This window comes from Streptomyces sp. B1I3 (assembly GCF_030816615.1).
Classification (GTDB): Bacteria; Actinomycetota; Actinomycetes; order Streptomycetales; family Streptomycetaceae; genus Streptomyces.
Genome location: NZ_JAUSYD010000001.1, coordinates 3,951,366 through 3,977,887 on the forward strand (window position 1 = coordinate 3,951,366; position 26,522 = coordinate 3,977,887).

The 26,522-nt window shown below is 70.5% G+C and carries 23 protein-coding genes and 1 tRNA gene; 16 read left to right on the forward strand and 8 right to left on the reverse strand.

Features of this window, described 5'->3' with window-relative positions; genetic code table 11:
* Positions 1 to 188: 188 nt before the first annotated feature.
* Together QFZ58_RS18190 and QFZ58_RS18195 are read left to right on the forward strand one after the other, a co-directional pair.
* Positions 189 to 1,613 (forward strand): PP2C family protein-serine/threonine phosphatase, encoded by a 1,425-nt coding sequence (locus QFZ58_RS18190; RefSeq protein ID WP_307125951.1) that lies wholly within the window; start codon positions 189 to 191, stop codon positions 1,611 to 1,613.
* 99 nt (positions 1,614 to 1,712) lie between these two features.
* On the forward strand, positions 1,713 to 3,188 hold the full coding sequence (locus QFZ58_RS18195; protein ID WP_307125952.1) for an aminopeptidase P family protein: 1,476 nt from the start codon (positions 1,713 to 1,715) through the stop codon (positions 3,186 to 3,188).
* A 36-nt stretch (positions 3,189 to 3,224) separates the two neighbouring features.
* On the opposite strand, the gene QFZ58_RS18200 is transcribed toward QFZ58_RS18195, so the two are convergent.
* Positions 3,225 to 3,815 carry an ATP-binding protein gene (locus QFZ58_RS18200; protein WP_307125953.1) on the reverse strand — a complete coding sequence of 197 codons (591 nt, stop codon included), beginning with the start codon at positions 3,813 to 3,815 and terminating at the stop codon, positions 3,225 to 3,227.
* Between the two features lie 257 nt (positions 3,816 to 4,072).
* Between QFZ58_RS18200 and QFZ58_RS18205 the strand changes: the two genes are divergently transcribed.
* The 9 genes from QFZ58_RS18205 (at position 4,073) to QFZ58_RS18245 (ending at position 13,980) form a co-directional block, all read left to right on the forward strand.
* Positions 4,073 to 4,909 (forward strand): hypothetical protein, encoded by an 837-nt coding sequence (locus QFZ58_RS18205; RefSeq protein WP_307125954.1) that lies wholly within the window; start codon positions 4,073 to 4,075, stop codon positions 4,907 to 4,909.
* 105 nt (positions 4,910 to 5,014) lie between these two features.
* Positions 5,015 to 5,749: a YcnI family protein gene (locus QFZ58_RS18210; protein WP_307125955.1), complete on the forward strand. Its 735-nt coding sequence runs from the start codon at positions 5,015 to 5,017 to the stop codon at positions 5,747 to 5,749.
* A 46-nt stretch (positions 5,750 to 5,795) separates the two neighbouring features.
* The gene (locus QFZ58_RS18215) at positions 5,796 to 6,449 is read left to right on the forward strand and encodes an SCO family protein (RefSeq protein WP_307125956.1); all 654 of its coding nucleotides are present in this window, start codon (positions 5,796 to 5,798) and stop codon (positions 6,447 to 6,449) included.
* Entirely contained in the window at positions 6,446 to 6,892 is a 447-nt protein-coding gene (locus QFZ58_RS18220; RefSeq protein WP_307125957.1) for a copper chaperone PCu(A)C, read from the forward strand. The genes QFZ58_RS18215 and QFZ58_RS18220 overlap by 4 nt, the downstream gene beginning before the upstream one ends.
* 14 nt (positions 6,893 to 6,906) lie before the next feature.
* On the forward strand, positions 6,907 to 9,009 hold the full coding sequence (locus QFZ58_RS18225; protein WP_307125958.1) for a copper resistance CopC/CopD family protein: 2,103 nt from the start codon (positions 6,907 to 6,909) through the stop codon (positions 9,007 to 9,009).
* Between the two features lie 5 nt (positions 9,010 to 9,014).
* Positions 9,015 to 10,310, forward strand: coding sequence for an iron uptake transporter deferrochelatase/peroxidase subunit (efeB, locus tag QFZ58_RS18230; protein WP_307125959.1), 1,296 nt, complete (start codon positions 9,015 to 9,017; stop codon positions 10,308 to 10,310).
* 73 nt (positions 10,311 to 10,383) lie between these two features.
* Positions 10,384 to 11,319 (forward strand): prephenate dehydratase, encoded by a 936-nt coding sequence (pheA, locus tag QFZ58_RS18235; RefSeq protein ID WP_307125960.1) that lies wholly within the window; start codon positions 10,384 to 10,386, stop codon positions 11,317 to 11,319.
* A gap of 571 nt (positions 11,320 to 11,890) precedes the next feature.
* Positions 11,891 to 13,168 (forward strand): serine--tRNA ligase, encoded by a 1,278-nt coding sequence (serS, locus tag QFZ58_RS18240; RefSeq protein ID WP_307125961.1) that lies wholly within the window; start codon positions 11,891 to 11,893, stop codon positions 13,166 to 13,168.
* On the forward strand, positions 13,165 to 13,980 hold the full coding sequence (locus QFZ58_RS18245) for an HAD family hydrolase (RefSeq protein WP_307125962.1): 816 nt from the start codon (positions 13,165 to 13,167) through the stop codon (positions 13,978 to 13,980). The genes serS and QFZ58_RS18245 overlap by 4 nt, the downstream gene beginning before the upstream one ends.
* A 198-nt stretch (positions 13,981 to 14,178) precedes the next feature.
* Here the strand turns inward: QFZ58_RS18245 and QFZ58_RS18250 are convergent.
* From QFZ58_RS18250 to QFZ58_RS18270, 5 genes are all read right to left on the reverse strand, one after another.
* Positions 14,179 to 14,264, reverse strand: a tRNA-Ser gene (locus QFZ58_RS18250).
* Positions 14,265 to 14,634: 370 nt separating this feature from the next.
* Positions 14,635 to 15,354, reverse strand: a complete 720-nt coding sequence (locus QFZ58_RS18255) for an ABC transporter permease (RefSeq protein ID WP_307125963.1) — start codon at positions 15,352 to 15,354, stop codon at positions 14,635 to 14,637.
* 30 nt (positions 15,355 to 15,384) lie between these two features.
* Positions 15,385 to 16,296, reverse strand: coding sequence for an ABC transporter ATP-binding protein (locus tag QFZ58_RS18260; RefSeq protein WP_307125964.1), 912 nt, complete (start codon positions 16,294 to 16,296; stop codon positions 15,385 to 15,387).
* Positions 16,293 to 17,201 carry an ABC transporter permease gene (locus QFZ58_RS18265; RefSeq protein WP_307125965.1) on the reverse strand — a complete coding sequence of 303 codons (909 nt, stop codon included), beginning with the start codon at positions 17,199 to 17,201 and terminating at the stop codon, positions 16,293 to 16,295. The genes QFZ58_RS18260 and QFZ58_RS18265 overlap by 4 nt, the downstream gene beginning before the upstream one ends.
* Positions 17,191 to 18,210: an ABC transporter ATP-binding protein gene (locus tag QFZ58_RS18270; RefSeq protein WP_373428566.1), complete on the reverse strand. Its 1,020-nt coding sequence runs from the start codon at positions 18,208 to 18,210 to the stop codon at positions 17,191 to 17,193. The genes QFZ58_RS18265 and QFZ58_RS18270 overlap by 11 nt, the downstream gene beginning before the upstream one ends.
* Before the next feature lie 418 nt (positions 18,211 to 18,628).
* Between QFZ58_RS18270 and QFZ58_RS18275 the strand changes: the two genes are divergently transcribed.
* Positions 18,629 to 20,401 (forward strand): SDR family oxidoreductase, encoded by a 1,773-nt coding sequence (locus QFZ58_RS18275; protein WP_307125966.1) that lies wholly within the window; start codon positions 18,629 to 18,631, stop codon positions 20,399 to 20,401.
* A gap of 398 nt (positions 20,402 to 20,799) precedes the next feature.
* The gene (locus tag QFZ58_RS18280) at positions 20,800 to 21,342 is read left to right on the forward strand and encodes an RNA 2'-phosphotransferase (RefSeq protein ID WP_307125967.1); all 543 of its coding nucleotides are present in this window, start codon (positions 20,800 to 20,802) and stop codon (positions 21,340 to 21,342) included.
* A 54-nt stretch (positions 21,343 to 21,396) separates the two neighbouring features.
* On the opposite strand, the gene QFZ58_RS18285 is transcribed toward QFZ58_RS18280, so the two are convergent.
* Positions 21,397 to 21,687: a hypothetical protein gene (locus tag QFZ58_RS18285; protein ID WP_307125968.1), complete on the reverse strand. Its 291-nt coding sequence runs from the start codon at positions 21,685 to 21,687 to the stop codon at positions 21,397 to 21,399.
* Positions 21,688 to 21,846: 159 nt separating this feature from the next.
* Here QFZ58_RS18285 and QFZ58_RS18290 point away from each other — a divergent pair, with 159 nt between their 5' ends.
* The 3 genes from QFZ58_RS18290 to QFZ58_RS18300 all read left to right on the forward strand — a co-directional run bounded on the left by QFZ58_RS18290 (position 21,847) and on the right by QFZ58_RS18300 (position 24,700).
* Positions 21,847 to 22,719: a DUF72 domain-containing protein gene (locus QFZ58_RS18290; protein ID WP_307125969.1), complete on the forward strand. Its 873-nt coding sequence runs from the start codon at positions 21,847 to 21,849 to the stop codon at positions 22,717 to 22,719.
* A gap of 76 nt (positions 22,720 to 22,795) precedes the next feature.
* A complete protein-coding gene (locus QFZ58_RS18295; protein ID WP_307125970.1) occupies positions 22,796 to 23,695 on the forward strand; it encodes an LLM class flavin-dependent oxidoreductase in 900 nt (299 codons plus the stop codon).
* Between the two features lie 159 nt (positions 23,696 to 23,854).
* Positions 23,855 to 24,700, forward strand: a complete 846-nt coding sequence (locus tag QFZ58_RS18300) for a Cof-type HAD-IIB family hydrolase (RefSeq protein WP_307125971.1) — start codon at positions 23,855 to 23,857, stop codon at positions 24,698 to 24,700.
* 20 nt (positions 24,701 to 24,720) lie between these two features.
* On the opposite strand, the gene QFZ58_RS18305 is transcribed toward QFZ58_RS18300, so the two are convergent.
* Positions 24,721 to 26,427 carry a GAF domain-containing sensor histidine kinase gene (locus QFZ58_RS18305; RefSeq protein WP_307125972.1) on the reverse strand — a complete coding sequence of 569 codons (1,707 nt, stop codon included), beginning with the start codon at positions 26,425 to 26,427 and terminating at the stop codon, positions 24,721 to 24,723.
* Between the last annotated feature and the right edge of the window lie 95 nt (positions 26,428 to 26,522).

Sequence of the window (26,522 nt, forward strand, 5' to 3'; positions counted from 1 at the left end):
CGAGAGCGCCCCTTGTCGGGCAGACCCAGTCGACCGCAAATAGCCGCACGGGGGTGCATTTTTTGGCCAAGTTACCTGACTTATGGACCCCCCGAATACCGCGAGGACAATGCTGGACATCGCCTCACTTCTGCGTGTAGATGTGGGTGCGTGTACCTGTGGACGCACTGATGGCGGCGCAGAATGACATGGGGGTTCGCGATGCTATCCACCGAAACGCACCGCTCGGAAAGCCGACTGCCATGAGTGCCCCGCATCTGCCGAAAGTGGCTGGAATCGATCCCATGGTTCCTGTTTCAACGCACACTGCCGCTCCGCTGAAGAGCGTGCCGCCCGCACCGGCAGCCTTCATCCAGGACCGACTGGCGAGCTGGGTCTCCGATCTCACCACGCTGCACGAGCTCACCGAGCGACTGGCAGGTACGAGCACCCTCGACGACGCCCTGCACGAACTGCTCGGCGCCGGGGCCGCTCTGGTCGGAGCCCGCCGCGGACTTCTCGTACTCGAACCGGCCGACGGGGCCGTGCCGTGCCGCACCATCGGCCTCGGCCTCGCCCACGCGGAGCTCGGACACATCGAGACCGTCCCCCGCGACGCCACCCCGTACGGCCGCCTCCTCGACGGTCTGCCGGACACCGACGCGCCCCTGGCCAGCCCCGACATCCTCGGCGACACGAGCACCGACCCCCGGTGCCGCGAGGTCGCCGCACGTCTCGGATACGCCGCCAGTTACGCCCTGCCACTGGCCACCGAGGCGACCGGACGGCTCGGTGCGGCCGTCTGGCTGTACGACGAGCCCGCCGAGCCACTGGAACGCCAGTGCCACCTGGTCGGTCTCTACGCCCGCTACGCCGCCGAACACGTGGCCCGTCTGGCCGAACTGGAACGCGCCAGGGCGGACGTCGCCGTCATCGCCGAGGAACTCCTCCCCAGCCGGCTGCCCCGCCTGCCCGGGGTGCGGCTGGCCGTACGCCACCGGAGCACCGCCCGGGGCGGCGGTGACTGGTACGACGCGATGCCCCTTCCCGACAACGCCCTCGGCCTGGCCGTCGGCTCGGTCGGCGGATCCGGGCCGGCCGCGCTGGCCGCCGTGGGCCGGCTCCGGGCCGGTCTGCGCGCCTACGCCGTCATGGAGGGCGAGGACCCCGTCGCCGTACTCTCCGATCTGGAACTGCTGCTGCGGCTGACCGAGCCGGCGACGGCCGCCACCGCCCTCTACGCGTACTGCGAGCCCGACCGCCGCACGGTCCTGCTCGCGGGAGCCGGGCACACCCCGCCGCTGGTCACCGGGGACCGGCGGACCGCCTTCGTGGAGACGTCCCTCTCCGCACCGCTCGGCATGCTCCCCTGCTGGGAGGCGCCGAGCGTCGAATTCTCACCCGGCCCCGGAGAAACGGTGCTGCTGTACACCGACGGGCTGCTGCGCCGCACCGGAGACTCCACGGACCGCGCGTTCGCGCGGCTGCACGCGGCGGCGGCCGGCGTGCCGAAGGTTCTGCGGCAGGATCCCGGAGCCCTCGCGGACCACGTCCTGCGGACCGTCCTGCCGGACGGCCTGGACCCGAGCGACGGCGGTGAGGACGTCGTCCTGCTGGCCGCGCGTTTCGACTGACGGCCGCACCCGGACGGTAAGAGGTCTTCCGGCCCTGGGCCCCCTTCCGTACGCCCGTACGATGGACGGGGTCCAGTGTCGTATAAGGAGAGACAAATCGTGTCTGAGGAGCTCACCCCGGAGACCCCGGAAGCCGCAGAAGCAGAGCCGATCAAGCAGCGGAAGAACGGCCTGTACCCGGGCATTTCCGACGAGCTCGCCGAGAACATGAAGTCCGGCTGGGCCGACACCGAACTGCGCGGTCTGGAGCCGATCGCCCAGTCCGGCCACACCGCCGAGCGCCGCGCCGCACTCTCCGCACGCTTTCCCGGCGAGCGGCTCGTCATCCCCGCGGGCAACCTGAAGACCCGCTCCAACGACACCGAGTACGCCTTCCGCGCCTCCACCGAGTACGCCTACCTCACCGGTGACCGGACCCAGGACGGCGTCCTGGTCCTGGAGCCGACCGGTTCCGGCGATGAGGCCGGCCACGAGGCGACGATCTACCTCCTCCCCCGTTCCGACCGTGAGAACGGCGAGTTCTGGCTCGACGGGCAGGGTGAGCTCTGGGTCGGCCGGCGCCACTCCCTCTCGGAGGCCGAGCAGCTGCTGGGCATCCCGGCCAGGGACGTCCGCGAACTCCCGGCCGCACTCGCCGAGGCCACCGGCCCGGTGCGCGTCGTCCGCGGCCACGACACGGGCATCGAGAGCGCCCTCACCGACAAGGTCACCGCGGAGCGCGACGAGGAGCTGCGCGTCTTCCTCTCCGAGGCACGCCTGGTCAAGGACGCCTTCGAGGTGGCCGAGCTGCAGAAGGCCTGTGACGCCACGGCGCGCGGCTTCGAGGACGTCGTGAAGGTGCTCGACAGGGCCGAGGCGACGAGCGAGCGCTACATCGAAGGCACGTTCTTCCTCCGCGCCCGCGTCGAGGGCAACGACATCGGCTACGGATCGATCTGCGCCGCCGGCCCGCACGCCACGACCCTGCACTGGGTCCGCAACGACGGCGCCGTCCGCGCCGGCGAACTCCTGCTGCTCGACGCCGGCGTGGAGACCGACGAGCTCTACACCGCGGATGTGACGCGCACGCTGCCGATCAACGGCTCGTTCAGCCCGCTGCAGCGCAAGATCTACGACGCCGTGTACGAGGCGCAGGAAGCCGGCATCGCGGCCGTGAAGCCCGGCGCGGCCTTCCGTGACTTCCACGACGCCGCGCAGCGCGTCCTCGCCGAGAAGCTGGTCGAGTGGGGACTGCTGGGCGACCTGTCCGTGGAGAAGGTACTGGAGCTGGGACTGCAGCGCCGCTGGACCCTGCACGGCACCGGTCACATGCTCGGCATGGACGTCCACGATTGCGCCGCCGCCCGCACCGAGTCGTACGTCGACGGCGTCCTGGAGCCGGGCGTGTGCCTCACGGTCGAGCCCGGACTGTACTTCCAGGCCGACGACCTGACCGTGCCCGAGGAGTACCGCGGCATCGGCGTCCGGATCGAGGACGACATCCTGGTCACCGAGGACGGCAACCGGAACCTCTCCGACAAGCTGCCGCGCCGCGCGGAGGACGTCGAGGCGTGGATGGCCTCGCTCAGGAGCTGAGCCCACGGCGCCCGGCCCGCCCCGGGGGCGCGCTGTTCAGGACACCATGAGCAGCGCGCCGTCGCGCCACTTCAGGACCTTGTCGAAGCTGACGACCGCGCCGCGCCCCGGTGCGTTCCCGAAGTGGACGTGGTCGGCGAGCTCCTGGATCAGGCAGAGTCCCCGGCCGCTCTCCGCCATGGCAGGGGGGTGCTCCTTCGGCCGGGCGCCGCATCCGGCCGAAGGTGACGGATGACCGGCTGACGGCTGCGCGTCCGGCGGATGCCCGGCGGACGGATGTACGGCGGTGCGAAGCGTGCGCCGGGCGGGGAAACCGGGTCCCGAGTCGGCGACTTCGATACGGCATTTCTCGCCGTCCAGATAAGCGGTGACCCGGTACTGCCCACTGGCGCGTCCGGGCAGCTCGTCGGTGCGGCCGAAGCCGTCGGCGTCTCCGGCGTCGCTCCCCTCCCGGTGGCCGCCGCCGTGTTCCACGGCGTTCGCACAGGCTTCGCTGAGTGCGACCGACAGGTCGTAGGAGATATCCGGATCCACCCCCGCGGTCTCCATGGTGCCGAGCAAGAAACGACGGGCGAGCGGAACGCTCGCAGCTTCGCGCCGCAAATGGAGTGACCACCACATGCTCATGCTCCAGCCTCCTGGCTGCGGCTCGACATAAGGTTACGTATTGCCGCAGAGGACGCTTCGTAAGCACGGTTCGTCCGCGACAGCGCTCATTCGGCGGATGCGAAAGTTCCGTATTCCGGTGTATGTCCGCTCCGAGGGGCCACCGGAAGCCTCCGTGAACAGGTACAACCCTCCACGATCAACCCGATGGGGACGGATACCGACCTTACGGACCTGCCGCACGGAGACCATGGACACAGTGCGATGATGTCCCCGCCATGTCTATGCCTGTCGCACGCGCCGGAGCCGGTCTGCGGCTCCTGAGGACCGCGGTGTTCACCGCGGTCTGCGTCGTGCTGGCCGCGGCAGGCCATGCGCTGGCCGCGGGTGCGGCCGTGCCCGGTGGGGCACTGCTCGCCGCGTTCCTCGGTGTCTTCGCCGTCACGGCGACGCTCGCCGGCCGCGAACGGTCCCTCCCCGCGATCACCGCCGCGCTGGCCGCGGCGCAGGTCGCCCTGCACGCCGCCTTCGCCGCGTGGCATGACGCAGGACAACCGGCGACGCCGTCCACGGACGACCCGCTGATCCGGTTCGCCGCCGGTCTGGTGTGCGGGGCCGGGCCCTCTCAGCTCACTGCCGGGCAGGCCCACCGCATCGTCTCGACCGCGGGCATCGACCCCGCGACCGTGGCGCAGGGGCACACGCACCTCGCGTCCGGAGCCGCAGTGGCCCCGGACACCGCTTCGGCGGCCGACCCCGGCGCACTGGCCGCAGTGCTGTCCGGACTGCTGCCGAGCCTGCCCATGTTCCTCGGACACCTCCTCGCCGCCCTCGCCACCGGCTGGCTGCTGCGCCGGGGCGAGATCGCGCTGTTCCGGCTGGCCAGGCTGTCGGTGTACGGCGGCAGGCAGCTCGCGGCCGGGGCCAGGCTCCGGGCACTGCGGGCCGCCATGGCCCTCGTACGCGCCCTGCGTGCCGGGCTTCCCGGGCGGCCCACGACCGGGCCGCTCATTCCCCGTACCGCCGCCGACGCACCGGCGCCCGCCACCGGGGACCTCCTTCAGCACATGGTGATCAGGCGAGGCCCGCCGCCCGTATTCGTACGCGCAGCCTGACGCGACCCCTCCGCCGGAAACCGGGAGGAGGTGGTCGTGATGCCGTCGTGCACCTGCGCGCCGGATTCACCACCCTTCCTCGTGCCTTGTGGAGTGATCCCTGCCATGAACGTTTCACGCATCGCCGTCGCGGGCGGCGTCGCCGCGTCCGCCGTCCTTCTGCTCGCCGGCCCCGCCTTCGCACACGTCAGCGTGCAGCCGCAGGGCCAGGCCGCCAAGGGCGGCTACGCCACCATCAACTTCAAGGTCCCCAACGAGCGCGACAACGCCTCCACCGTGAAGCTCGAGGTGAACTTCCCGACCGACCACCCGCTGGCCTCCGTCAGCCCGCAGGCGGTCCCCGGCTGGAAGATCGACGTCACGAAGAGCAAGCTGGCCGAGCCGCTCGACGTCCACGGCAAGAAGATCAACGAGGCCGTCTCCAAGGTCACCTGGACCGCCGACGGCAGCGGCATCGGGCCCGGCTACTTCCAGCAGTTCCCCCTCTCCGTCGGCCAGCTTCCCGAGGACACCGACCAGCTCGTCCTCAAGGCGCTCCAGACGTACAGCAACAAGGAAGTCGTCCGCTGGATCGAGGAGCCCACCGACGGTGGCGAGGAGCCCGAGAACCCCGCTCCCGTCCTGGCACTGACCGCCCCGGCGGCCGACGCCCACGGCAGTGCCGCGGACGACAAGAGCAGCGACGACGAGCACGCGAAGGACACGACGGCTGCCGCCGGGAAGGAATCCTCCTCGTCGGCCGGCGACAACACCGCCCGGGTCCTGGGCGTCGTCGGCATCGTCGTCGGCATCCTGGGCGTCGCCTTCGGGGTCCTCGCCGGCCGTCGCCGCACCGCCTGACCGTACGACTCCACCACTCGCACCACAGACCAGGAACCAGCTCCCCATGCACAGCAAGAAGACGGTGCTGGCCGCGGCGTTCGCCGCCGTGGCCGCACTGACCCTGTCCGCCTGCGGCAGCGACACCCCGGCGGACCCCTCCGTCGCCGAGGTGTCCGCCGAGACGGAGTCGAAGCCCGCGACCGTGCTCGACCAGCCGTTCACGAAGCCCGACCTCGTCCTCACCGACACCCACGGCAAGAAGTACGACCTGCGCGAGAGGACCAAGGGCAAGCCGACGCTCATCTACTTCGGCTACACCAACTGCCCCGACGTCTGCCCGCTGACCATGAGCAACATCGCGCTCGCCAAGCGCGCCCTGCCCGAGGCCGACCAGGACAAGCTCCAGGTCGTCTTCGTCACGACCGACCCCGCACGGGACACCCCGGCGTCCCTGGGCAGCTGGCTCAAGGCCCAGGACCCCGACTTCACCGGCCTCACCGGCGACTTCCCGGTCATCCAGGCGGGCGCCCGGCAGATCGGCATCGGTATCGACGCGCCCAAGAAGGAGAAGGACGGCACGATCGTCTCGATGCACGGTGCCCAGGTCATCGCCTTCTCCCCGAAGACCGACAAGGGGTACGTGCTCTACAGCGAGGACACCACGGCCGAGGACTACACCAAGGACCTTCCCAAGATCGTCGAGGGGAAGACCCCGTGAACCGCGGAACCGCTCTCGCCGGCGCCGCCGCCCTCGTCACCGGGCTGGCCCTGACGGGCTGTTCCCCGGCCGGCGGCCCGGAGCTCGAGGTGACCGGGGCCTTCATGCCGCAGCCCGTCAGCGACATGGCTGCGGGCTTCCTCGTCGTGAAGAACATCGGTGGCTCCACCGACCGGCTCACCTCGGTGACCAGCTCCCTCTCGGACAGCGTCACCATTCACGAGACGAGGAACCAGGCGATGCGGATGGTCACCTCGTTCGAGATTCCGGCCGGTGGTGAGCTCGATCTCGAGCGTGGCGGGAACCACATCATGTTCATGGACCTCAAGGAGCGGCCCAAGCAGGGAGAGACGGTCGCCCTGAAGCTGCACTTCGAGAAGGCCGACCCCATCACGGTCGACGTTCCCGTGAAGGAGACCACCTACAACCCGAAGAAGCAGTGAGGTACTGACACCCCATGACAGCCACCGCCCCGCACCTCGGGCCCTCCCCGATACGCCGGCCGCTCGCCGCGGCCGCGCTCCTCACCGCGCTGATCAGCCTGCTGTTCGGCCTGGTGCTGGCCGGCGCGGGCCCCGCGTCCGCGCATGCCGCGCTGACCGGGAGCGACCCTCAGGACGGGGCGGTGGTCGCCACGGCACCCGAGGAGGTCACGCTCACCTTCTCCGAACAGATCGCCATGGGCGACGACTCGATCCGGGTCCTCGACCCGAGTGGTGAACGGGCCGACGACGGCGCTCCGCGCGACCTGACGAGCGGCGGAACCGTCCGGTACGGGGTCCCGCTCCACAGCGGTCTGCCCGACGGTACCTACACCGTCGCCTGGCAGGCCGTCTCCGCGGACAGTCACCCGGTCTCCGGAGCCTTCACCTTCTCCGTGGGCGCGCCCTCGGAGACGACGGTCGCTCTCTCCTCCCAGGAGGCCGGCGGCGGCCTCGTGGGCATCCTCTACGGCATCGCGCGCTACGCCGCGTACGCCGGATTCATCCTGCTCGCGGGCGGGTCGGCCTTCGTGCTCGCCTGCTGGCAGCACGGTGCGGGTGCACAGGCGCTGCAACGTCTCGTCGTACGCGGCTGGGTCACGCTCACCGCGGCGACCCTGGCCATGCTGCTCCTGCGCAACCCGTACACCGGGTCCGGAAAGCTCGCCGACGCCTTCGACCTCGACGGGCTGCAGAGCGTCCTCGACACCAAGCCGGGGGCCGCACTGGTCTCCCGGCTCCTCCTCCTGGGTGCCTCCGCACTCTTCGTCGCCGTGCTCTTCGGGGCGTACGCCCGGCGTGAGGACGAGAAGGAGAAGCAGGACCTCACCTTCGGGCTAGCGATCGGCGGCGCGGTCATCGCCGCGGGCATCGCCGGTACGTGGGCCCTGGCCGAGCACGCCTCGACCGGCATCCAGCCGAACATCGCCATGCCGGTCGACGTGCTGCACCTGCTCGCCGTGGCCACGTGGCTGGGCGGACTGGCCGCGCTGCTCGTCGCCCTGTACCGCACCCCGGACATCACGGGCGGCGCGGTACGGCGGTTCTCCCGCCTGGCGTTCGGCAGTGTGCTCGTACTCACCGCGACCGGGCTCTACCAGTCCTGGCGACAGGTCGGTTCCTGGTCCGCGCTGACCGGTACCGGGTACGGACAGCTGCTCCTGGTCAAGGTCGCGCTGGTAGCCGTGCTCGTGGGTGTCGCGTGGACCTCGCGGCGGTGGACGGGGCGGCTGGCCGAGACCGGCGGGGCCGGGGGCCAGGAGGCCGTTCCGGTCACGGGTGCGGGTCCGGAAACGGGCACGGCCGTGGATGCGGGTCCGGGTGCGGGCGCAGGTGCGGATCCGGGTGCGGCTGTGGGCGCAGGTGCGGATCCGGCTGCGGGGGCGGGCGCAGGTGCGGATCCGGCTGCGGATCCGGCTGCGGGTCCGGGTGTGGGCACGGCGGCCTCGACCGCCGGCAGCGAGGTGGCGCCGGCGGAAGCCGGCGAGGGAAGCGGAGTGCACCCGGAGCGCGCTGCCCAACTCGCCCGGCAGCGCGCCGCACTGACGGCGACCAAGGAGAGGCGGGCGCGCGACGCCGATCCGGAGCGCTCCGGACTGCGCCGGTCCGTGTTGGTCGAGACGGGTATCGCCGTCGTGCTTCTCGCGGTCACGACGATCCTGACGTCCACCGAGCCCGGCCGGACCGAGGAGGAGGCGGCCCGGGGCACGACGGCGGTTGTCGCGCCGGTGAGCGGTGGACAGGTGAACCTGAGCGTGCCGTTCGACACCGGCGGCACGAACGGCAAGGGGACCGTGCGGCTGGACATCAGCCCGGGCGGCACCGGCGCGAACGATGTGCACCTCTGGGTGGACGGCGCCGATGGCGGCCCGATGGACGTCCCCGAGGTGAAGCTGGCCTTCACCCTCGAGGCCAAGGACATCGGTCCGCTTCCGGTCGTCCCCGACCGCCTCACCGCAGGGCACTGGACGGCGAGTGCCGTACAGATCCCCATGGCGGGCGAATGGAAGATCTCGGTGACCGTGCGGACATCGGACATCGACCAGACGACCGTCGACAAGAACGTGAAGATGGGCTGAGCAGGTTGAGCAAGAAGACGGACGAGCACAGCGGACCCACCACCACGGGCCAGTCCCGTGGGCCGGGCGTCTCGCGACGGCGGCTGATCGGCGGCGCGGGAGCCGCCGGGGCCGCAGGCCTGGTGCTGGGAGCGGCAGGGGGTGCGGGCGGCTACGCCGCGACCCGCGACGACGCTCCGGCCGCGCTGACGACGGTCGGTGCGACCGAGGCGATGTTTCATGGGAAACATCAACCCGGGATCACCACTCCGCTCCAGGCCCGCGGGCACCTGATCGCTTTCGACCTGGCGGCGGGGGCGGGGCGCCGGGAGGCCGCCGCGCTGATGCGCCGCTGGTCGGCCGTGGCGGAACGGCTGATGGCGGGGGAGCCGGTCGGGGGCGGCGCCGGCCACGACACCGGCGTGGCGCTGGACGCCGGGCCGTCCTCCCTGACCATCACCTTCGGGTTCGGACGCACCTTCTTCGCGCGTACGGGCCTGACCGCCCACCTCCCGCCCTCGCTCGATCCGCTTCCGCCGTTCTCGTCCGACCACCTGGACGCCAAGCGGTCCGAGGGCGACCTGTGGGTACAGATCGGTGCCGACGACGCCCTCGTGGCGTTCCACGCGCTGCGCGCCGTACAGAAGGAAGCCGGCTCGACGGCCCGGCCGCGCTGGCAGATGAACGGCTTCAACCGCACGCCCGGCGCGACGGCCCGGCCGATGACCGCTCGCAACCTGATGGGGCAGATCGACGGCACCGGGAACCCGGAACCGGCCGAGAGCGACTTCGACGCACGTATCTTCGTGCCGGCGGGGGGCCCGTCGGCATACGCCTGGCTGGAGGGCGGCTCGTACGCCGTCGTGCGCCGGATCCGCATGCTCCTCGACGACTGGGAGAAACTCCCCGTCGAACGGCAGGAGCGGGTCATCGGACGGCGCAAGGCGGACGGAGCACCCCTGAGCGGCGGCTCGGAGACCACCGAAATGGACCTGGACAAGGCGGGCCCGGACGGCAAGCTGCTGATCCCGGACAATGCCCACGCCCGGATCTCCTCCCCCGAGAAGAACGGCGGCGCCGCGATGCTGCGGCGGCCCTTCTCGTACCACGACGGAATGTCGGACGACGGTACTCCCGAGGCCGGGCTGCTCTTCATCTGCTGGCAGGCCGATCCGTTCAAGGGTTTCATCCCGGTGCAGCGCAAGCTCGACCGCGGGGACGCCCTCTCTCCGTTCATCCGGCACGAGGCGAGCGGTCTCTTCGCTGTTCCGGGCGGCGCCGCTGCCGGGGAGTACGTGGGGCAGCGGCTGCTGGAGGCGTGAGCCCGCTGCGGGCTGCCGGCGACGCGCACCGCGAGCCGCGAGGTCACTTCCGGTGGCACATTATGGTGACCGTATGTCAGCCACGCGCTACGCCTATCTCGGTCCCGAAGGCACCTTCACCGAGGTCGCCCTCCGTACCCTGCCGGAGGCCGCCACCCGCGAGCTCGCCCCTATGCTCTCGGTGCCGGCGGCACTGGACGCGGTACGGAACGGGGAAGCGGCGGCAGCTCTCGTCCCGATCGAGAACTCCGTCGAGGGCGGAATCACCGCGACGCTCGACGAGCTGACCACCGGCGCGCCGCTGATGATCTACCGCGAGGTGCTGCTCTCCATCACGTTCGCGCTGCTGGTGCGCCCGGGTACGAAGCTGTCGGACGTCAGGACCGTCACCGCGCACCCGGCCGCGCAGCCACAGGTGCGGAACTGGATGTCGGCCAATCTTCCGGACGCGGCGTGGGAGTCCGCCGCGTCGAACGCCGACGGTGCCCGGCTCGTCAAGGAGGGGCATTACGACGCCGCTTTCGCGGGTGAGTTCGCCGCGGCCACCTACGGGCTCGAGCCCCTGGTGACGGAGATCCACGACGCGGAGAACGCGGAGACCCGCTTCGTGCTGGTGGGCCGCCCCGCCAGACCGTCCGCGCCGACCGGGGCCGACAAGACGTCCGTGGTGATCTGGCTCGGTGACGACCACCCCGGCGCACTGCTCGAACTGCTGCAGGAGTTCGCCGTGCGCGGGGTGAACCTGATGCTGATCCAGTCGCGGCCCACCGGCGAAGGCATCGGCAATTACTGCTTCGCCGTGGACGCGGAGGGACACATCGCCGACCGCCGGGTGGGCGAGGCCCTGATGGGACTGAAGCGGATCTGCCCGAAGGTGCGGTTCCTGGGTTCCTATCCACGTGCCGGGGTGACGCCGGAAGAGGTGAGGTCCCTGCGGGCCGGCACGTCGGACCGGGACTTCACGGACGCTTCCGACTGGCTGGCCCGGAGCCAGGACGGGCGGATCTGAAACGCCGGCGCCCAGTCGTACCTGCGGATGTCCACGTACCCACAGAGTTATCCACAGGCACCTCTCCTGACCTGGGGACAAGTCGACACCGCGAAGCGACATCATCGACAAATCGCCCCACGGGTGCGAGTGAGTGACAGCAGGTCGGCGCGGTCGGCGCGGGCACAATTGCACTGATCAACTCCGCCGGATACGGAATACCCACTCGAATGAGCGCATGAGCCAGGTTTGAGTGGTGGAACCACGCGTCGAGCAGCACCTTCGGAACGATCACTTCCGGTGTCCACAGATTTTCCACACAGCCTGTGGATAACTGTATCGATCCGAGATCTCCTGTGGACAAGGCGACCGGCCCCGCATTCCCAACTCCCTTTTCCGGCACCGCTGATGCGCCAAGCCGAATGGGCGCTTGGTCCCTCTCTGAGGCAATGAGCCCTCTTTATCGACCGGCTTCACTCCTTGACGGGCATCACTTTCCCGGCGGGATTCCCGATTCCGGCAATTAGGGCAAAGTGCCGTGATCGTCGATATCGGTTCGAGCGCCGGATCCCCGCACCGGTAGCCTTGAGGGGTGATTGACCTTCGCCTGCTCCGTGAGGACCCCGACCGTGTTCGCGCCTCCCAGCGCGCCCGTGGAGAGGACGTCGCCCTCGTCGACGCCCTGCTCTCCGCCGACGAGCTGCGCAGGTCGTCCGGCGTCCGTTTCGACGAACTCCGCTCCGAGCAGAAATCGCTCGGAAAGCTGATTCCCAAGGCCAACCCCGAGGAGCGGGCCGAGCTCCTGAAGAAGGCCGAGCAGCTCAAGACCGAGGTCAAGGCTGCCGACGCCGCCCAGGACGCGGCCGACGAGGAAGCCAAGCGGTTGCTGCTCCTTCTCGGCAACGTCGTCCACGAGGACGTGCCGGTCGGCGGCGAGGAGGACTTCGTCGTCCTCGAGACGCACGGCACCGTCCGCGACTTCGGCGCTGAGGGCTTCGAGCCCAAGGACCACCTGGAACTCGGCGAGGCGCTGGGCGCCATCGACATGGAGCGGGGCGCCAAGGTCTCCGGATCGCGCTTCTACTACCTGACGGGCGTCGGCGCGCTGCTCGAACTGGCCCTCGTCAACGCGGCGATCGCGCAGGCCACCGAGGCCGGGTTCGTCCCGATGCTGACCCCGGCGCTGGTCCGTCCGCGCGCCATGGAGGGGACGGGTTTCCTCGGCCAGGCCGCGGAGAACGTCTACCACCTGGAGAAGGACGACTACTACCTGGTCGGCACCTCCGAGGTCCCGCTCGCGGCGTACCACATGGACGAGATCATCGACGCCGACAAGCTGCCGCTGCGCTATGCCGGTTTCTCACCGTGCTTCCGGCGCGAGGCCGGCACGTACGGCAAGGACACCCGCGGCATTTTCCGCGTCCACCAGTTCGACAAGGTGGAGATGTTCTCGTACGTCGACCCGGCGGACGCGGAGGCCGAGCACCGCAGGCTGCTGGAGTGGGAGAAGCAGTGGCTCACGGCCCTCGAGCTGCCGTTCCAGGTCATCGACGTCGCCACGGGTGACCTCGGAGCGTCCGCCTCCCGGAAGTTCGACTGCGAGGCGTGGATCCCCACCCAGGGCAAGTACCGCGAGCTGACCTCCGCGTCGAACTGCGACGGTTTCCAGGCCCGCCGGCTCTCCGTGCGCATGCGGGACGGCAAGAAGGTGCAGCCGCTCGCCACGTTGAACGGCACGCTCTGCGCCGTACCGCGCACGATCGTGGCGATCCTGGAGAACCACCAGCTGGCCGACGGTTCCGTGCGGGTGCCGGAGGTGCTCCGTCCGTACCTGGGCGGGCGCGAGGTCCTGGAGCCGGTCTCCAAGTGAGCTTCCCCTACAAGCTGGTCGCCACCGACCTCGACGGCACGCTGCTGCGCGACGACGACACGGTCTCCGCGCGCACGCGTGAGGCGCTGGCCGCGGTCACCGCGGCCGGCGCGGCCCACATCATCGTCACCGGGCGGGCGGTGCCCTGGACCCGGCACATCCTGGACGACCTGGGCTACGACGGACTCGCGGTGTGCGGTCAGGGCGCGCAGGTGTACCACGCCGGCGAGCACAAGCTGCTGACCTCCCTGACCCTGGACCGGCAGCTCGCCGGTCTGGCCCTGTCCAAGATCGAGGCGGAGGTCGGTCCGCTCGCGCTGGCCGCGAGCCGTGACGGACTCGAGGGAGAGGTGCTCGTCGGCCCCGGCTACCGGGTGCAGGAAGGGCCACTGCCCGCTCTCTTCGTGGACGATCCCGCCGAGATGTGGACCGCTCCCCTGAACAAGGTCTACATCCAGCATCCCGAGCTCGGCGACGACGCGCTGGCGAAGGCGGCCCGGCAGGCCGTCGGCAGCCTGGTGGACATCGTCATGGCGGGCCCGGGTGTCGTGGAGATCCTCCCTCTCGGGCTGAGCAAGGCGACCGGCCTGTCGCTGGCCGCCCGGCGCCTCGGACTGAAGGCGGCGGACACGCTGGCCTTCGGCGACATGCCGAACGACATCCCCATGTTCGGCTGGGCGCAGCACGGCGTGGCCATGGCCAACGCGCACGACGACCTGAAGGCCGTGGCGCACGAGATCACCGCGTCGAACGAGCACGACGGCATCGCGGTGGTGCTGGAGGAGCTGCTCCGGTCGCCCCGACGGGCGTAGCGCGAACGCTGCGCGCGGCGCGGGGCTGCGCGCGGCGCGGGGCTACGCGCGGCGCGGGGCTACGCGCGGCGCGGGGCTACGCGCGGCGCGGGGCTACGCGCGGCGCGGGGCTACGCGCGGCGCGGGGCTACGCGCGGCGCGGGGCTACGCGCGGCGCGGGTCATTCGGGCGTGGAGCGGCGTGGAGCGGACACTGCGGCGGAGGATGCGCGGATCGAACGCGCGCGGGGTTGCGCCCCGATGACGGCTTAGCAAGCCGCTGCCTTACCACTCGGCCAATCCTCCGGGAGGTGGCCGGGCGCGATCGCGCACCGAGGGCCACCCGGGGGTCCCGCTGCGGGCGGCCCCGCGTAGCTGATGAAGCTACCGCGGTGCCGGCCGCGGACCACCCTGCCGGGAGCGCGACGGACTCGGACTCCTGGTCATCGCCGCGCTCCTCTCCCGGTCCTGGTGGGCGCGGTCGTTCTGCGCCGTCGCCCTCACTGTGCCCGAGGGCGCCGTCCGGGGGCCACCCATTTTCTTCCGGTGATCCCCGGTCCTTCCGGTGACCACCGGAAGGACCGCGAGGCATCGGTCAGCCGCGCCGGACACACGGTCCGCTCGCCGCACGTGAGACGCCCCCGCCCGGTGGGCGGGGGCTGCACGGGGCGGAGTCTCACTCCTCGCCGGCGAGCTTCAGCGCCCGCAGTTTCTGACCCGCGTACCACGTGGCCACGGCCGTGACCCCGACCAGCAGGACGGTCGCGAGCGGCAGGCCGACGTCCGAGGTGACCAGACCGTCCCCGGCGACCTTCTCGGCGACCGAGAGGGACCACTGCTGCACGCTGAGCGTCCTGGCCCCCGGCACCAGGCTGCCGAAGAGTGCCTCCCACACCAGCGCGTACACCAGGCCGAAGACCACCGCGTGCCGGCTGACCGTGCCGAGCAGCAGGAACAGCGCGCTGTACGCGATCGAGGCGACCAGCGCGGCGATCGTGTATGCCACGGCGATCTGCCCGCCGTTGCCGTTCAGGATCAGGCCTGCGATCAGCGTGGGCAGTGCCGAGAAGAGCATCGTCACGGAGACGGCGACGATCAGCTTGGTGAAGATGATCGTGGGCCGCTTCACCGGCTTGGCCAGCAGATAGACGATCGAGCCGTCATCGATCTCGGGACCGATGGCTCCGGTCCCCGCGATCACGCCGATCAGCGGCACCATCGTGGCGATGGCGAACCCCCCGAGCACACCGGAGGCCACACCGTCATCGGCTCCGGCGAACGCCCGTACGGCAACGGCGATGGCCACCAGGAGGACGGGCAGGACGAACAGGATGGCGGCCCGGCGCCGGCCGAGCAGGGCCCGGTAGGTGAGCCGGGCGACTGTGGGGTCGTACATGACGCTTCACAGCTCCTTTCAGGCCACTACTCAGGCCGCTACGAGATAGGAAAAGACCGATTCGAGGGATTCGTCGGACGGTGACACGGTCAGCAGCCGGATGCCGTTCTCACGAGCCACCTTCGGCAGCAGCGTGGTGAAGCGCCCGAAGTCGACGGCCTGGATACGCAGGGCCCGCTCCGTCACATCGACCTCGATCCCCGCGGTCGAGGGGTCCGCGATCAGCGCCGCGGCGAGTGCGCGGTCGTCACTGGACCGTACGAGGTAGCGGTGCGGCCGGTCCGTCATCAGCCGGCGGATCTTGCGGAAGTCGCCGGACGCGGCATGGCGCCCCGCCACGATCACCTCGATGTGCGAGGCGAGTTGCTCGACCTCCTCGAGGATGTGGGAGGAGAACAGCACCGTGCGGCCCTCCGCACCCATCCGGCGCAGCAGTTCCATCAACTGCATGCGCTGACGCGGGTCCATGCCGTTGAACGGCTCGTCCAGGAGCAGCACCGAGGGATCGTGGACCAGTGCGGAGGCCATCTTCACGCGCTGGCGCATGCCCTTGCTGTACGTGGAGATCTTGCGGTCCTGCGCGTACTCCATCTCGACCGTGGCCAGGGCCTTGTGCGCGGCCGCGTCGCCCAGTCCGTGCAGTTCCGCGTTGGCGACGACGAACTCGCGGCCGGTCAGGAAGTCGTACATCCCCTCCCGCTCCGGCACGATCCCGATCGCCTTGTAGACCGCCTCGTTGCGCCAGATCCGGGTGCCGTCGAGCGTCACCGTGCCGGTCGACGGGGCGAGGAAGCCGGCCATCATGTTGATCAGCGTGGACTTCCCGGCGCCGTTGGGGCCGAGCAGCCCGGTGACTCCGGGGCCCACGGTCATGCTCACGTCGTTGACGGCGACCACGTTGCCGAACCAGCGCGAGGTGTGGTCGATCTCGATGGTGGTCACAGCCCGACCCTCCGGTAGCGGCGCATCAGTACGGCGTACGAGCCGGCGACGAGCGCGAGTACAACGATCAGATAGACGAGACCGGCGGCCGCTCCGGGCCCCTCACCGCCCGGGAAGGCGGAGGAGGCGCCGAGGTACGCCGTCTGGATGCCGTCGATCAGCGTGATGGGCGAGAACAGCCCCAGCCAGGTGATGGCACCGGCGGAGTCCGTCTCCCAGGCGATCGCCTGGACCGTGGAGACCGCGCCGTAGGTGATGGTCAGTACGGCGATCACGGCTGCGACTCCGAAGCCCCGGCGCGGAGTCAGCGCGGCGACGACCAGCCCGAGCCCGGCGAACAGCACGGAGAGCAGTGCCACCGAGACCATCCCCTGCCCGAAGCCCTTGGTCTGGTCGGCGAAGTCGAACTTCGCCAGCAACGCGCCCACGTAGAGGATGACGAGGGGCAGCCCGGTGAGGATGAGCAGGGCCGACGCCATGGCGGCGAACTTCGCCAGGACGTAGTCGACCCGCTCGATCGGACGCGAGAAGTACAACGGGACGCTCTTGAAGCGCAGATCCCTGGACACGGACTGCGGGGCCTGGGAGGCGATGAAGAGCCCGATCACGGCCTGCAGGTAGATCGCGAAGTCCGTGTACTTGATGGGGAGCTTCGTCATGTTGGGCGTGGCCATGGCCACCGCGACGAGGATCAGCGCCACCAGGCACATCACTCCGCACAGGAGCATCGGCAGCACCTTGGACTTGGCCGAGCGGCCCAGTCCGAACGAGCCTCGCAGGGACTGCGAGTACAGCGAGCGGCGGGCATAGGCCCGGCCCAGGCGGGCGCCGTCGTAGGAGCGGTACCCGATGTTGTGGATCCGGGAGGTGTCGCTCCCGGTCGCGGCCCCGGTCTCAGAGCTCATCCCGACCGCTCCCCTTCTGCTGTCCTGCGCCGGCTGTCGCGGTCACCGCGGCCTGTGCTGATGCGGTGGTGCGGAAGACCTCGGCGATGTGGTGGCGCCGCTGTTCCATCCGGACGAGCCCGAGTCCGAGCTCGGCGACGCTGTCGCGCACCAGGTCGTACGTCTCCTCGCCCGTCGCCTCCACCAGGAGGATGTGCCCGGCGCCGGGCAGGCCCTCGGTGTCGAGACCGTCGTGCCCGACGAGCTTGATGCCGGCACCGGTGAGCTTGCGGCGAAGCGCGTCCGTGCCGTCGGGGTGGACGTCGCTGTCGGTGACTTCGACGGCCAGTGTGGCGGTGGTCTGCGTGAAGTCGCTGGTGGAGCTGGACCGCAGGAGTGTGCCGCCGTCGATGACGACGACGTGGTCGCAGGTCCGCTCGAGCTCACCCAGGAGGTGGGAGGTGACCAGGACCGAGATGCCGAAGTCGGTGTGGACGCGACGGATCAGGCCGAGCATCTCGTCGCGGCCGACCGGGTCCAGGCCGTTGGTCGGCTCGTCGAGCAGGACCAGCTGGGGGTCGTGGACGAGCGCCTGGGCCAGTTTCACCCGTTGCTTCATGCCGGTCGAGTAGCCGCCGATCGGGCGGTACCGCTCCTCGTACAGACCGACGTGGCGCAGGGTGTCGGCAGTGCGCTCGCGCGCTGCCGTGGGCGGCAGTCCCGACATCCGGGCCATGTGGACGACGAACTCGGTCGCCGAGACGTCCGGCGGCAGACAGTCGTGCTCGGGCATGTACCCGACCCGTTCCCGGATCGCGGCGCCCTCGGTGGCGACGTCGAGTCCGAGCACCGCGGCCCGGCCCTCGGTGGCGGGGGACAGACCCAGCAGGATCTTGATCAATGTGGACTTGCCGGCTCCGTTGGAACCCACCAGGCCGGTGACGCCCGGTCCGATGTCCAAGGAGAGCCGGTCAAGAGCGGTCACCCGGGGGAACCGCTTGCTCAGGCTTTCGGTCGCGATCACAGTCACGTCAACGACGGTAGTGGCGCGTACCACAGACGTCGTCAGACCAGGCGGTTGTATCGGCGTCCGCCTCGAGGCGTACGGACCCGTAAGGGGACCGCACGGGGGAGGATACGGAGGAAGACGCGGGGCGCGGACGAATCCCCGCCCGGACCTGTTCCGCGGGCTGTTCCCGTGAGCCGTGCCGCGCGCCCGCTCCCGCCGCGTCTCGCGCGGGATCTTCCGCGAGCCTCGGCAGCCACGTGCGCGTGTCCACGGGGCACGGGCCGTCGTCCCAGAACCTTGTCCACAGTGGCCTTGTCCACAGGCACCTTGTCCACAGGTTTCGGTCCTGCCTTGACGCGGCTCCCTCGGATTGCCACATTCGTCGGTGTCACGTTACGGGCACGTACCGCGACGGCGGCACATAGGACGAGGGGGCTGCGTGAATCTGCGGGGTGCGTGTGAGCGCTGGATCCGTACGGGCGGGATCGAGCTGTGTGTGGCCGAGCTGGGCGATCGGACACGGCCGACGATCGTGCTGGTGCACGGATATCCGGACAGCAAGGAGGTCTGGTCCGAGGTGGCGCATCGGCTGGCCGAGCAATGGCACGTGGTGCTGTACGACGTCCGGGGACACGGACGATCGACAGCTCCCCGGCCGTTGCGCGGGGGCTTCACCCTGGAGAAGCTGACCGACGACTTCCTGGCCGTCGTGGACGCGGTCAGCCCTGACCGCCCCGTCCATGTCGTCGGACACGACTGGGGTTCCGTCCAGTCCTGGGAGTTCGTCACGGTGGAGCGGACCAAGGGCCGCATCGCCTCGTTCACCTCCATGTCCGGTCCTTCCCTGGATCACTTCGGGCACTGGATCAAGCAGCGTGTCTCACGGCCTACTCCACGCCGCCTCGGCCAGGTGCTCGGCCAGGGCGCCAAGTCCTGGTACGTGGGCGCCTTGCACACCCCCGTACTGCCCGAGTTGGCCTGGCGCGGGGTGCTCGGCAGGCAGTGGCCGCGGATCCTGCAGCGGATGGAGAAGGTTCCCTCGGACGGCTATCCGACGCCCTCGCTCCCCCGGGACGCCGCACACGGTGCGTGGCTCTACCGTGACAACGTCCGGACCCGCCTGAGCCGGCCGCGTACGGACGCGTACGCCCACGTCCCGGTCCAGTTGGTCACGCCGACCGGCGACGCCTTCCTGTCGCCGGCGCTGTACGACGACCTGGACTCCTGGGTACCGCGGTTGGTACGGCGCTCGCTGCCGGCCGGACACTGGGTGCCGCGCACCAGGCCGGACCAGCTGTCGGACTGGATCAGTGAGTTCGCCGGCGCCTGTGAGGCAGCGGGCGAGGGACGGCCGGCCGTGCGGGGCGACACCGTCGCCGGCGCCCATGCGGACCGCTTCGGTGGCCGGTTGGTGGTGGTCACGGGTGCGGCCGGCGGCATCGGGCAGGCCACCGCGCTCGCGTTCGCCGCAGCGGGCGCCCGGGTGGTGGCCGTGGACCGGGACGAAGCGGGTGCGGCACGAGCGGCGGAGGCAGCACGCCTGCACGGTGCGGCGGCCGCGTGGAGCGAAGCGGTCGACGTCGGCGACGAGCAGGCGATGGAGAAGCTCGCCGAGAAGGTCGCCGCCGAGTACGGCGTGGTGGACGTCCTGGTGAACAACGCCGGTACAGGGTTGTCCGGTTCGTTCCTGGACACCACGAGTGAGGACTGGCGCAACGTCCTCGACGTCAACCTGTGGGGTGTCATCCACGGCTGCCGGTTCTTCGGCAGGCAGATGGCCGACCGCGGACAGGGTGGCCACATCGTCAACGTCGCCTCGGCGGCGGCCTATCAGCCGTCGCGCGCACTGTCCGCCTACAGCACCTCCAAGGCGGCCGTCCTGATGCTCAGTGAATGCCTGCGTGCCGAACTGGCCGAGCAGAGCATCGGCGTCACGGCGATATGCCCCGGCATCGTCAACACCGGCATCACCGCATCGGCGCACTTCGCGGGAGTCGACGAGGCGGAGAAGCGGCGCCTCCGTCAGCGGGCCGGCCGGCTGTACGCGCTCCGCAACTACCCACCGCAGAAAGTGGCGCAGGCGATCCTCACGGCTGTGGTGCACAACCGCGCCGTCGTCCCCGTCACTCCCGAGGCACGGGCCTCCCGGCTGCTGTCGAGGCTCAGCCCTCGGATGCTGCGCGCCGTCGCCCGGGTGAGACCACCGTTGTGAGGTGCCGGGCATGTTGATCGGTCGTGACGTCACCTGCTGCGTCGCGCGGAGGTGTTGAGGGGTGCGACAGCCGCGACGGCCCCAGTGTCATCCGGGTCGACGGGCTTTGACCGGGGCCGTGAGTGGGCGGCACGGCATCTTCCGAGGATGACATAGGGATCCGCTCCGCGCCTGTGCCTGCCCCGGCCGGAGCAACCTACGAGCTGGGCACGACCTTTGACGCTGTGTGTCCTTCAGGCGCCTCTTACCCGCGAGTTGACCAAGTCCGTGTGTCATGACGGCCGTTCGCCCGCGTCCCGCCAACTTTCGCCTGGAGGGGGCACTTTGTGTGCCGGGGAATCAGCGGGCCGACCGGAAATCGCGTGCGCCGGAAAGGGCTGTGGGGGCACCCTGACGGGATGAATGACCAACGCACCGTAAAGGTGTCCAGGTACCTCTCGAAGCATCTGCGCCACCAGCCGGACAGGATCGGGATCACCCTCGACGCGAACGGCTGGGTGGACATCGACGAGCTGCTGCGCGCTTGTTCCCTGCATGGTTTCGCGGTCACCCGGGCCGAGATCGATCACGTCGTCGCAGCCAACGACAAGAAGCGCTTCGCGGTGGCCGACGGCCGCATTCGGGCGAGCCAGGGCCACACCGTCACGGTCGACCTCGGTCTGTCACCGGTCGAACCACCGCCGTACCTCTACCACGGCACGGTGGCCCGCGTCCTTGACGCGATCCGCGCGGAAGGGCTGCGCCCCATGGCCCGCCACCACGTCCACCTCTCGCCCGACCGGGAGACGGCGACCCGCGTGGGAGCCCGGCGCGGCGCACCGGTCGTGCTGTCCGTGGACGCGGGCGCCATGCACCGGGCGGGTCACTCGTTCTACGTCAGCGCGAACGGGGTATGGCTCACCGATGCGGTGGCACCACGCTTCCTGCGCCTGCGCGAATGACTCCGGTGCCCGGCACAGCGCCCCGTGCGCCCCGTGCGCCCCGTGCGCCCCGGGTCAGTGTTTCAGGGCGCCCAGCCCCGTACGCAGCTCGTCGAGGTTCATGACGGGTTGCAGGCTGACTTTGGCCCCGGCGCGGAAGAGTGGTTCCGTGAGTGGGGGCATCTGGGCGGAATCCTGCATGTCGAAAACCATCAGGCAGGACCGCTGACCGTCCCTCGGCGTGAAGTAGGCCGCTTCCGGTTTGAGCTGATCGACGATCTCTCCGACGAGCTTCTCCATGGTGCCCTCGGCCACCGACCGATTCGCGGACTCGGTATCCATCTGAGCGATGAGCAGCATCCTCATGGTGCTCAGTCCTTCCGGACGAACCGCGTCCGGCGCCGTGCGCACGCGCGGACAGGAGACCGGCCGCGTTCCAATTCCAGCGTCGCTCAGACCAAGCACTGCGGCAACCACTGCCGCCCCCGGACGAATCCGTCACCGCGCCCGGGGCAGACGGGCGGGATGGGAAAGATCAGGGTCGGGACCTGCTCGTGGACGGACAAGGCGCTGATATCCAGCGGGTGGTACCCGTCGGGCCACCGCGACGCGGAGGGCAGACTGCGGCACTACGCCGCGCAGTTCCCGGTGGCAGAGGTGGACTCCACCTATTACGGCCTGCCCAGTAACCGCAACAGCCTCCTGTGGACCGACCGCACGCCCGAGGACTTCCGCTTCGACGTGAAGGCGTTCTCCCTGCTCACAGGACACCCGACACGGCCGGAAGCACTGCCCGCCGACCTGCGCCCGGCCCTCGTACGACATCGGGAGCGGGCAGGCGTCGATCCCGGACTGCTCGACGAGGTGTGGAACCGGTACAGCGCGGCCCTCGAACCACTGCGCGACTCCGGCCGTCTGGGGACGCTGGTCTTCCAGTTCCCTCCTCGGCTCGTACCGGGGAGGCCTGCGGTGGAGTTCCTGCGCCGGTGCCGTGAGCGTGCCACGGGATGGCCGATGGCCGTGGAGTTCCGGCATCCCGACTGGTGGCGCGAGGAACACGTCGACGCGACGACCGCCCTGCTGACGGAGCTGGACACTGCCGCCGTTGCCGTGGACATGGTGCAGACGCTTCCCGCCTCCGTGCCACCGGTCGTCCGGGTCACCACCCGGGAACTCGCCCTGGTGCGCTTCCACGGTCGCAGCTCCGCCTGGGGGACCGGCACCAAGGAAGAGAGGTTCCGTCACGCGTACACGCCGGAAGAACTCTCCGAGTGGGTTCCCCGCATACGCGACATGGCCGAGCAGGCCCGAGAGGTCCACGTCCTGTTCAACAACTGCTGCGGTGACGCCGCCGTCCGTGCCGCGGAGTCGATGCGGCACCTGCTCGGCCTCCCGTAGGGCCCTGTCTGCCGTGAAGCCCTGTCTTTCATAAGGCCCTGTCTTCCGCCGGCCCCGTCTCTCGTAGGGTCGTCCCATGCGACTGAGCACTGTGATCCTGCCGATCGACCGCTGGCGTGACGGGGGCCGTGACAAGTGGCGGCGCGCCGAGGAGCTGGGTTTCCACGCGGCGTACACGTACGACCACCTGGCCTGGCGGACCTTCCGTGACGGCCCGTGGTTCGGCGCCGTCCCCACCCTGACGGCCGCTGCTGCCGCGACCGAGCGGCTGCGTCTGGGCACCCTCGTCACCTCGCCCAACTTCCGTCATCCGGTGACCCTCGCCAAGGACCTCATCACGCTGGACGACGTCTCCGGTGGGCGGATCACGCTCGGCATCGGTGCGGGCGGCAACGGATACGACGCCACGACGCTGCGCAGGGCGGGCGAGGCGCCCTGGACGCCACGGGAACGCGCCGACCACTTCGAGGAGTTCCTCCTGCTGCTCGACCGGTTGCTCAGGGAGCCGACGGTGACCTTCGAAGGGCAGCTCTACGCGGCGAACGAGGCGCGGAACATCCCCGGCTGCGTCCAGGGCCCCCGGCTGCCCTTCGCGGTCGCCGCAACCGGGCCGCGCGGCCTGAAGCTCGCCGCCCGGTACGGCCAGGCGTGGGTCACCACGGGCGATCCCAAACTGTACGAATCGGGGACCCCCGAGCAGTCCGTGGCAGCCATCCGCGGTCAGATCTCCCGGCTCGGCGCGGCGGGTGAGGCGATCGGCCGGGACGTGTCGGAGATGGACAAGATTCTGCTCACCGGCTTCACTCCGGACCGGCCGCTGCAGTCGTTCGACGCGTTCGTGGACTTCGCGGGAAGGCACTACGAGCTGGGGTTCACCGAGATCGTCCTCCACTGGCCGGTGGCGGACTCCGATTTCGCGGCGGACATCAAGGTGTTCGAGCGGATCGCCACCGAGGGCCTCTCCCAGCTCGTCTGACCCGCGGCAGGCCCACCGCAGCATCCGCCTACGTCGGGAGCCTCCGCCACGTCGGGGCGTTCGGCATATGCCTCCGTCATGTACGGAGTTCAGAAGCCCGCCACCTCATATGTGCGCCCCTCTGCACGGCCGTGCACCTCCGTGCGGAAGAATGGCGTGGTGACCTCAGCGACCGACACGCCTCTGCCTGCCGTAACCCGGCTGATCGCCACCGACCTCGACGGCACCCTCCTGCGCGACGACAAGACCCTGTCGGACCGTACGATCGCCGCCCTCGCGGCGGCCGAGGACGCGGGAATCGACGTCTTCTTCGTCACCGGCCGGCCGGCCCGCTGGATGGACGTCGTCAGCGCCCACGTCCACGGCCACGGCATGGCGATCTGCGCGAACGGCGCCGCAGTCGCCGATCTGCGCGCGGACGGCAGGTTGCTCGAGGTCCGGCCTCTGGACCGCGCCGTGGCCCTGGACGTGATCGGTCTCCTGCGCGAGGTGGCCCCCGGCACGTCGTTCGCCGTCGAGCTGACCACGGGCATCCACTACGAACCGGCCTACCCGCCGTTCCACCTGGACCCGGGAGCCACCGTGGCCGTGGCCGAGAAGCTGCTCCACGAGGAGACGCCCGGTACCGGCGCGCCGGTCCTCAAGGTGCTGGCCCACCACCTCGAACTGGCCCCGGACACTTTCCTCTCCTTGGCCCGCGAGGCCGCCGGGGACCGTGCCTCGTTCACCCGCTCCAGCCCCACCGCCCTGCTGGAGATCAGCGGCCCCGGCGTGTCGAAGGCCGGCACCCTCGCCGCCTGCTGCGCCGAGCGCGGCATCACCCCGGAACAGGTGGTGGCCTTCGGGGACATGCCCAACGACGTGGAGATGCTGACCTGGGCCGGCGCCTCGTTCGCCATGGGCAACGCCCACCCTGCCGCGGTGGCCGCCGCTTCCGGTGTGACGCTCTCCAACGACGAGGACGGCGTCGCGGTCGTCATCGAGCGCATCCTCGCCACCCGCTGAGGCCCCGGGGACGCGTCACGTCAGAGCGGGACCTGCCAGACCAGCGTCGTACCGCCGCCGTCCTCACCCGTCCCGGGCCCGAACCAGCTGGACCCGCCCAGCGACTCGGCACGGCGGGCCAGGTTGCTCAGCCCGCTGCGCCTCCCGCTGTCCGGGATCCCCACTCCGTCGTCCGCGACCGACAGCCGCACCGCTTCCCGGCCGTCCGGCAGAACGGCGGTCGCGTCCACGCTCACCTCGACGCGCGAGGCCGCGGCGTGCCGGAAGGTGTTGGACAGTGCCTCACGCAGCGCCGCGATGAGGTTCTTGCCCGCGAGCTCCCCGACGAGTGAGTCGACGGGACCGATGAAGCGGTGCGTCGGCCTGAAGCCCAGGGGGACCGCGGCCAGGTTGATCTCGCGCAGCACCCGGGTCCGCATCCCCGAGGGGGCCTCGGCCCGCTCCGGCTGCAGGGCGAAGACGGCCGTGCGGATCTCCTGGATGGTGACGTCCAGTGCGTCGACGGCCCGGCCGACGCCGGCCTGCACCGCAGGAGCCACCGCGCGGCGCTGGGCCCGCTCCAGCATCATCCCCGTGGCGAACAGGCGCTGGATGACGAGGTCATGGAGGTCCCGGGCGATCCGGTCCCGGTCCTCGTACACGGCGATCCGCTCACGGTCCCGCTGGGACTCGGCCATCTTCAGCGCGAGCGCGGCCTGTGCGGCGAACTGGTCGGCCAGCGTCCGCTCCGCCTCCGTGAACGGCCGGCTTCCCCGTGCGCGCGGCATGGCGAGCGCACCGAGCACCCGTCCCCCGCTGCGCAGCGGCAGCAGCATGTGCGGGCCGAACTGATCGGCCAGCCTGGTGATCATGCGCGTGTCGGTGGCCGCGTCGTCGACGAAGACCGCTTCACCCGCGAGGAGCGCCGCCACCACAGGACTCCCGGGCGGAATGATCACCCCGAGGGAGGCGGCCGGGGTCTCCCCGGCGACGGCGACGATCTCCAGGCCGCCCTGTTCGGCGGGGAGCAGCACGATTCCGGCGGCGGCGCCGGCCAGCCGGCGGGCCTGTTCGGCGACGACGGCCAGCGAGTCGTCGGCGTCCCCACCGGAGAGCAGCGCCGTGGTGACGGCGACGGAGCCGTCGATCCACCGTTCACGCTGCCTCGTGGACTCGTACAGCCGTGCGTGACCGATGGCGATCCCGGCCTCTGTGGCGAGCACCCGCATCATGTGCAGGTCGTCGTCGCCGAACGTCCCGCCGTCATGCCTCTCCGCCACGTAGAGGTTGCCGAAGACCTTTTCCTGGACCCGGAGCGGGACACCGAGGAACGTCCGCATCACCGGATGGGCGGGCGGGAACCCCTCGAAACGCGGGTCGGCCGTCAGGTCGGCCAGCCGGGTCGGGACGGGATCGTGTATCAGTGCGCCCAGGAGACCTGTGCGGCCGTCAGGCAGGCGGCCGATCGCACGGGCGATCTCCTCCGGCACTCCGTACGTCACGAAATCGGCCAGTCCCTCACCGGATTCGTCGACGACACCGATGGCGGCATAGCGGGCACGGGTGAGTACTGCCGCCGTTTCGCAGATGCGGTCGAGAGTCGAGTGGAGCCCGAGGCCCGTGCCTGCGGACGTCGTGGCCTCCAGCAGTTCCGGTACGCGCTCGGTCAGTCCGGCCGAGGGCCCCGGCAGCCGACCGGGGGCCCGAGGTCCGGCTCCGGACGAGTCGCTCGGGTACTCCTCGCACATGTACCGAGCCTAGTAAGGGATGTTCTGCCCGGAAAGTCGACCGTGCGACGCACCGGCGTCCCACGAAGGCCCCCGCCCCTCACGACCGGGCCGCC

Coding starts and splice junctions, on each gene's coding strand:
- QFZ58_RS18265 (WP_307125965.1), bottom strand. CDS start 17,201: ATGAGCTCTGAGACCGGGGCCGCGACCGGGAGCGACACCTCCCGGATC.
- pheA (WP_307125960.1), top strand. CDS start 10,384: ATGTCAGCCACGCGCTACGCCTATCTCGGTCCCGAAGGCACCTTCACC.
- QFZ58_RS18290 (WP_307125969.1), top strand. CDS start 21,847: ATGGGAAAGATCAGGGTCGGGACCTGCTCGTGGACGGACAAGGCGCTG.
- QFZ58_RS18280 (WP_307125967.1), top strand. CDS start 20,800: ATGAATGACCAACGCACCGTAAAGGTGTCCAGGTACCTCTCGAAGCAT.
- QFZ58_RS18190 (WP_307125951.1), top strand. CDS start 189: ATGGGGGTTCGCGATGCTATCCACCGAAACGCACCGCTCGGAAAGCCG.
- QFZ58_RS18295 (WP_307125970.1), top strand. CDS start 22,796: ATGCGACTGAGCACTGTGATCCTGCCGATCGACCGCTGGCGTGACGGG.
- QFZ58_RS18305 (WP_307125972.1), bottom strand. CDS start 26,427: ATGTGCGAGGAGTACCCGAGCGACTCGTCCGGAGCCGGACCTCGGGCC.
- QFZ58_RS18200 (WP_307125953.1), bottom strand. CDS start 3,815: ATGAGCATGTGGTGGTCACTCCATTTGCGGCGCGAAGCTGCGAGCGTT.
- QFZ58_RS18285 (WP_307125968.1), bottom strand. CDS start 21,687: ATGAGGATGCTGCTCATCGCTCAGATGGATACCGAGTCCGCGAATCGG.
- QFZ58_RS18225 (WP_307125958.1), top strand. CDS start 6,907: ATGACAGCCACCGCCCCGCACCTCGGGCCCTCCCCGATACGCCGGCCG.
- QFZ58_RS18255 (WP_307125963.1), bottom strand. CDS start 15,354: ATGTACGACCCCACAGTCGCCCGGCTCACCTACCGGGCCCTGCTCGGC.
- QFZ58_RS18210 (WP_307125955.1), top strand. CDS start 5,015: ATGAACGTTTCACGCATCGCCGTCGCGGGCGGCGTCGCCGCGTCCGCC.
- QFZ58_RS18205 (WP_307125954.1), top strand. CDS start 4,073: ATGTCTATGCCTGTCGCACGCGCCGGAGCCGGTCTGCGGCTCCTGAGG.
- QFZ58_RS18215 (WP_307125956.1), top strand. CDS start 5,796: ATGCACAGCAAGAAGACGGTGCTGGCCGCGGCGTTCGCCGCCGTGGCC.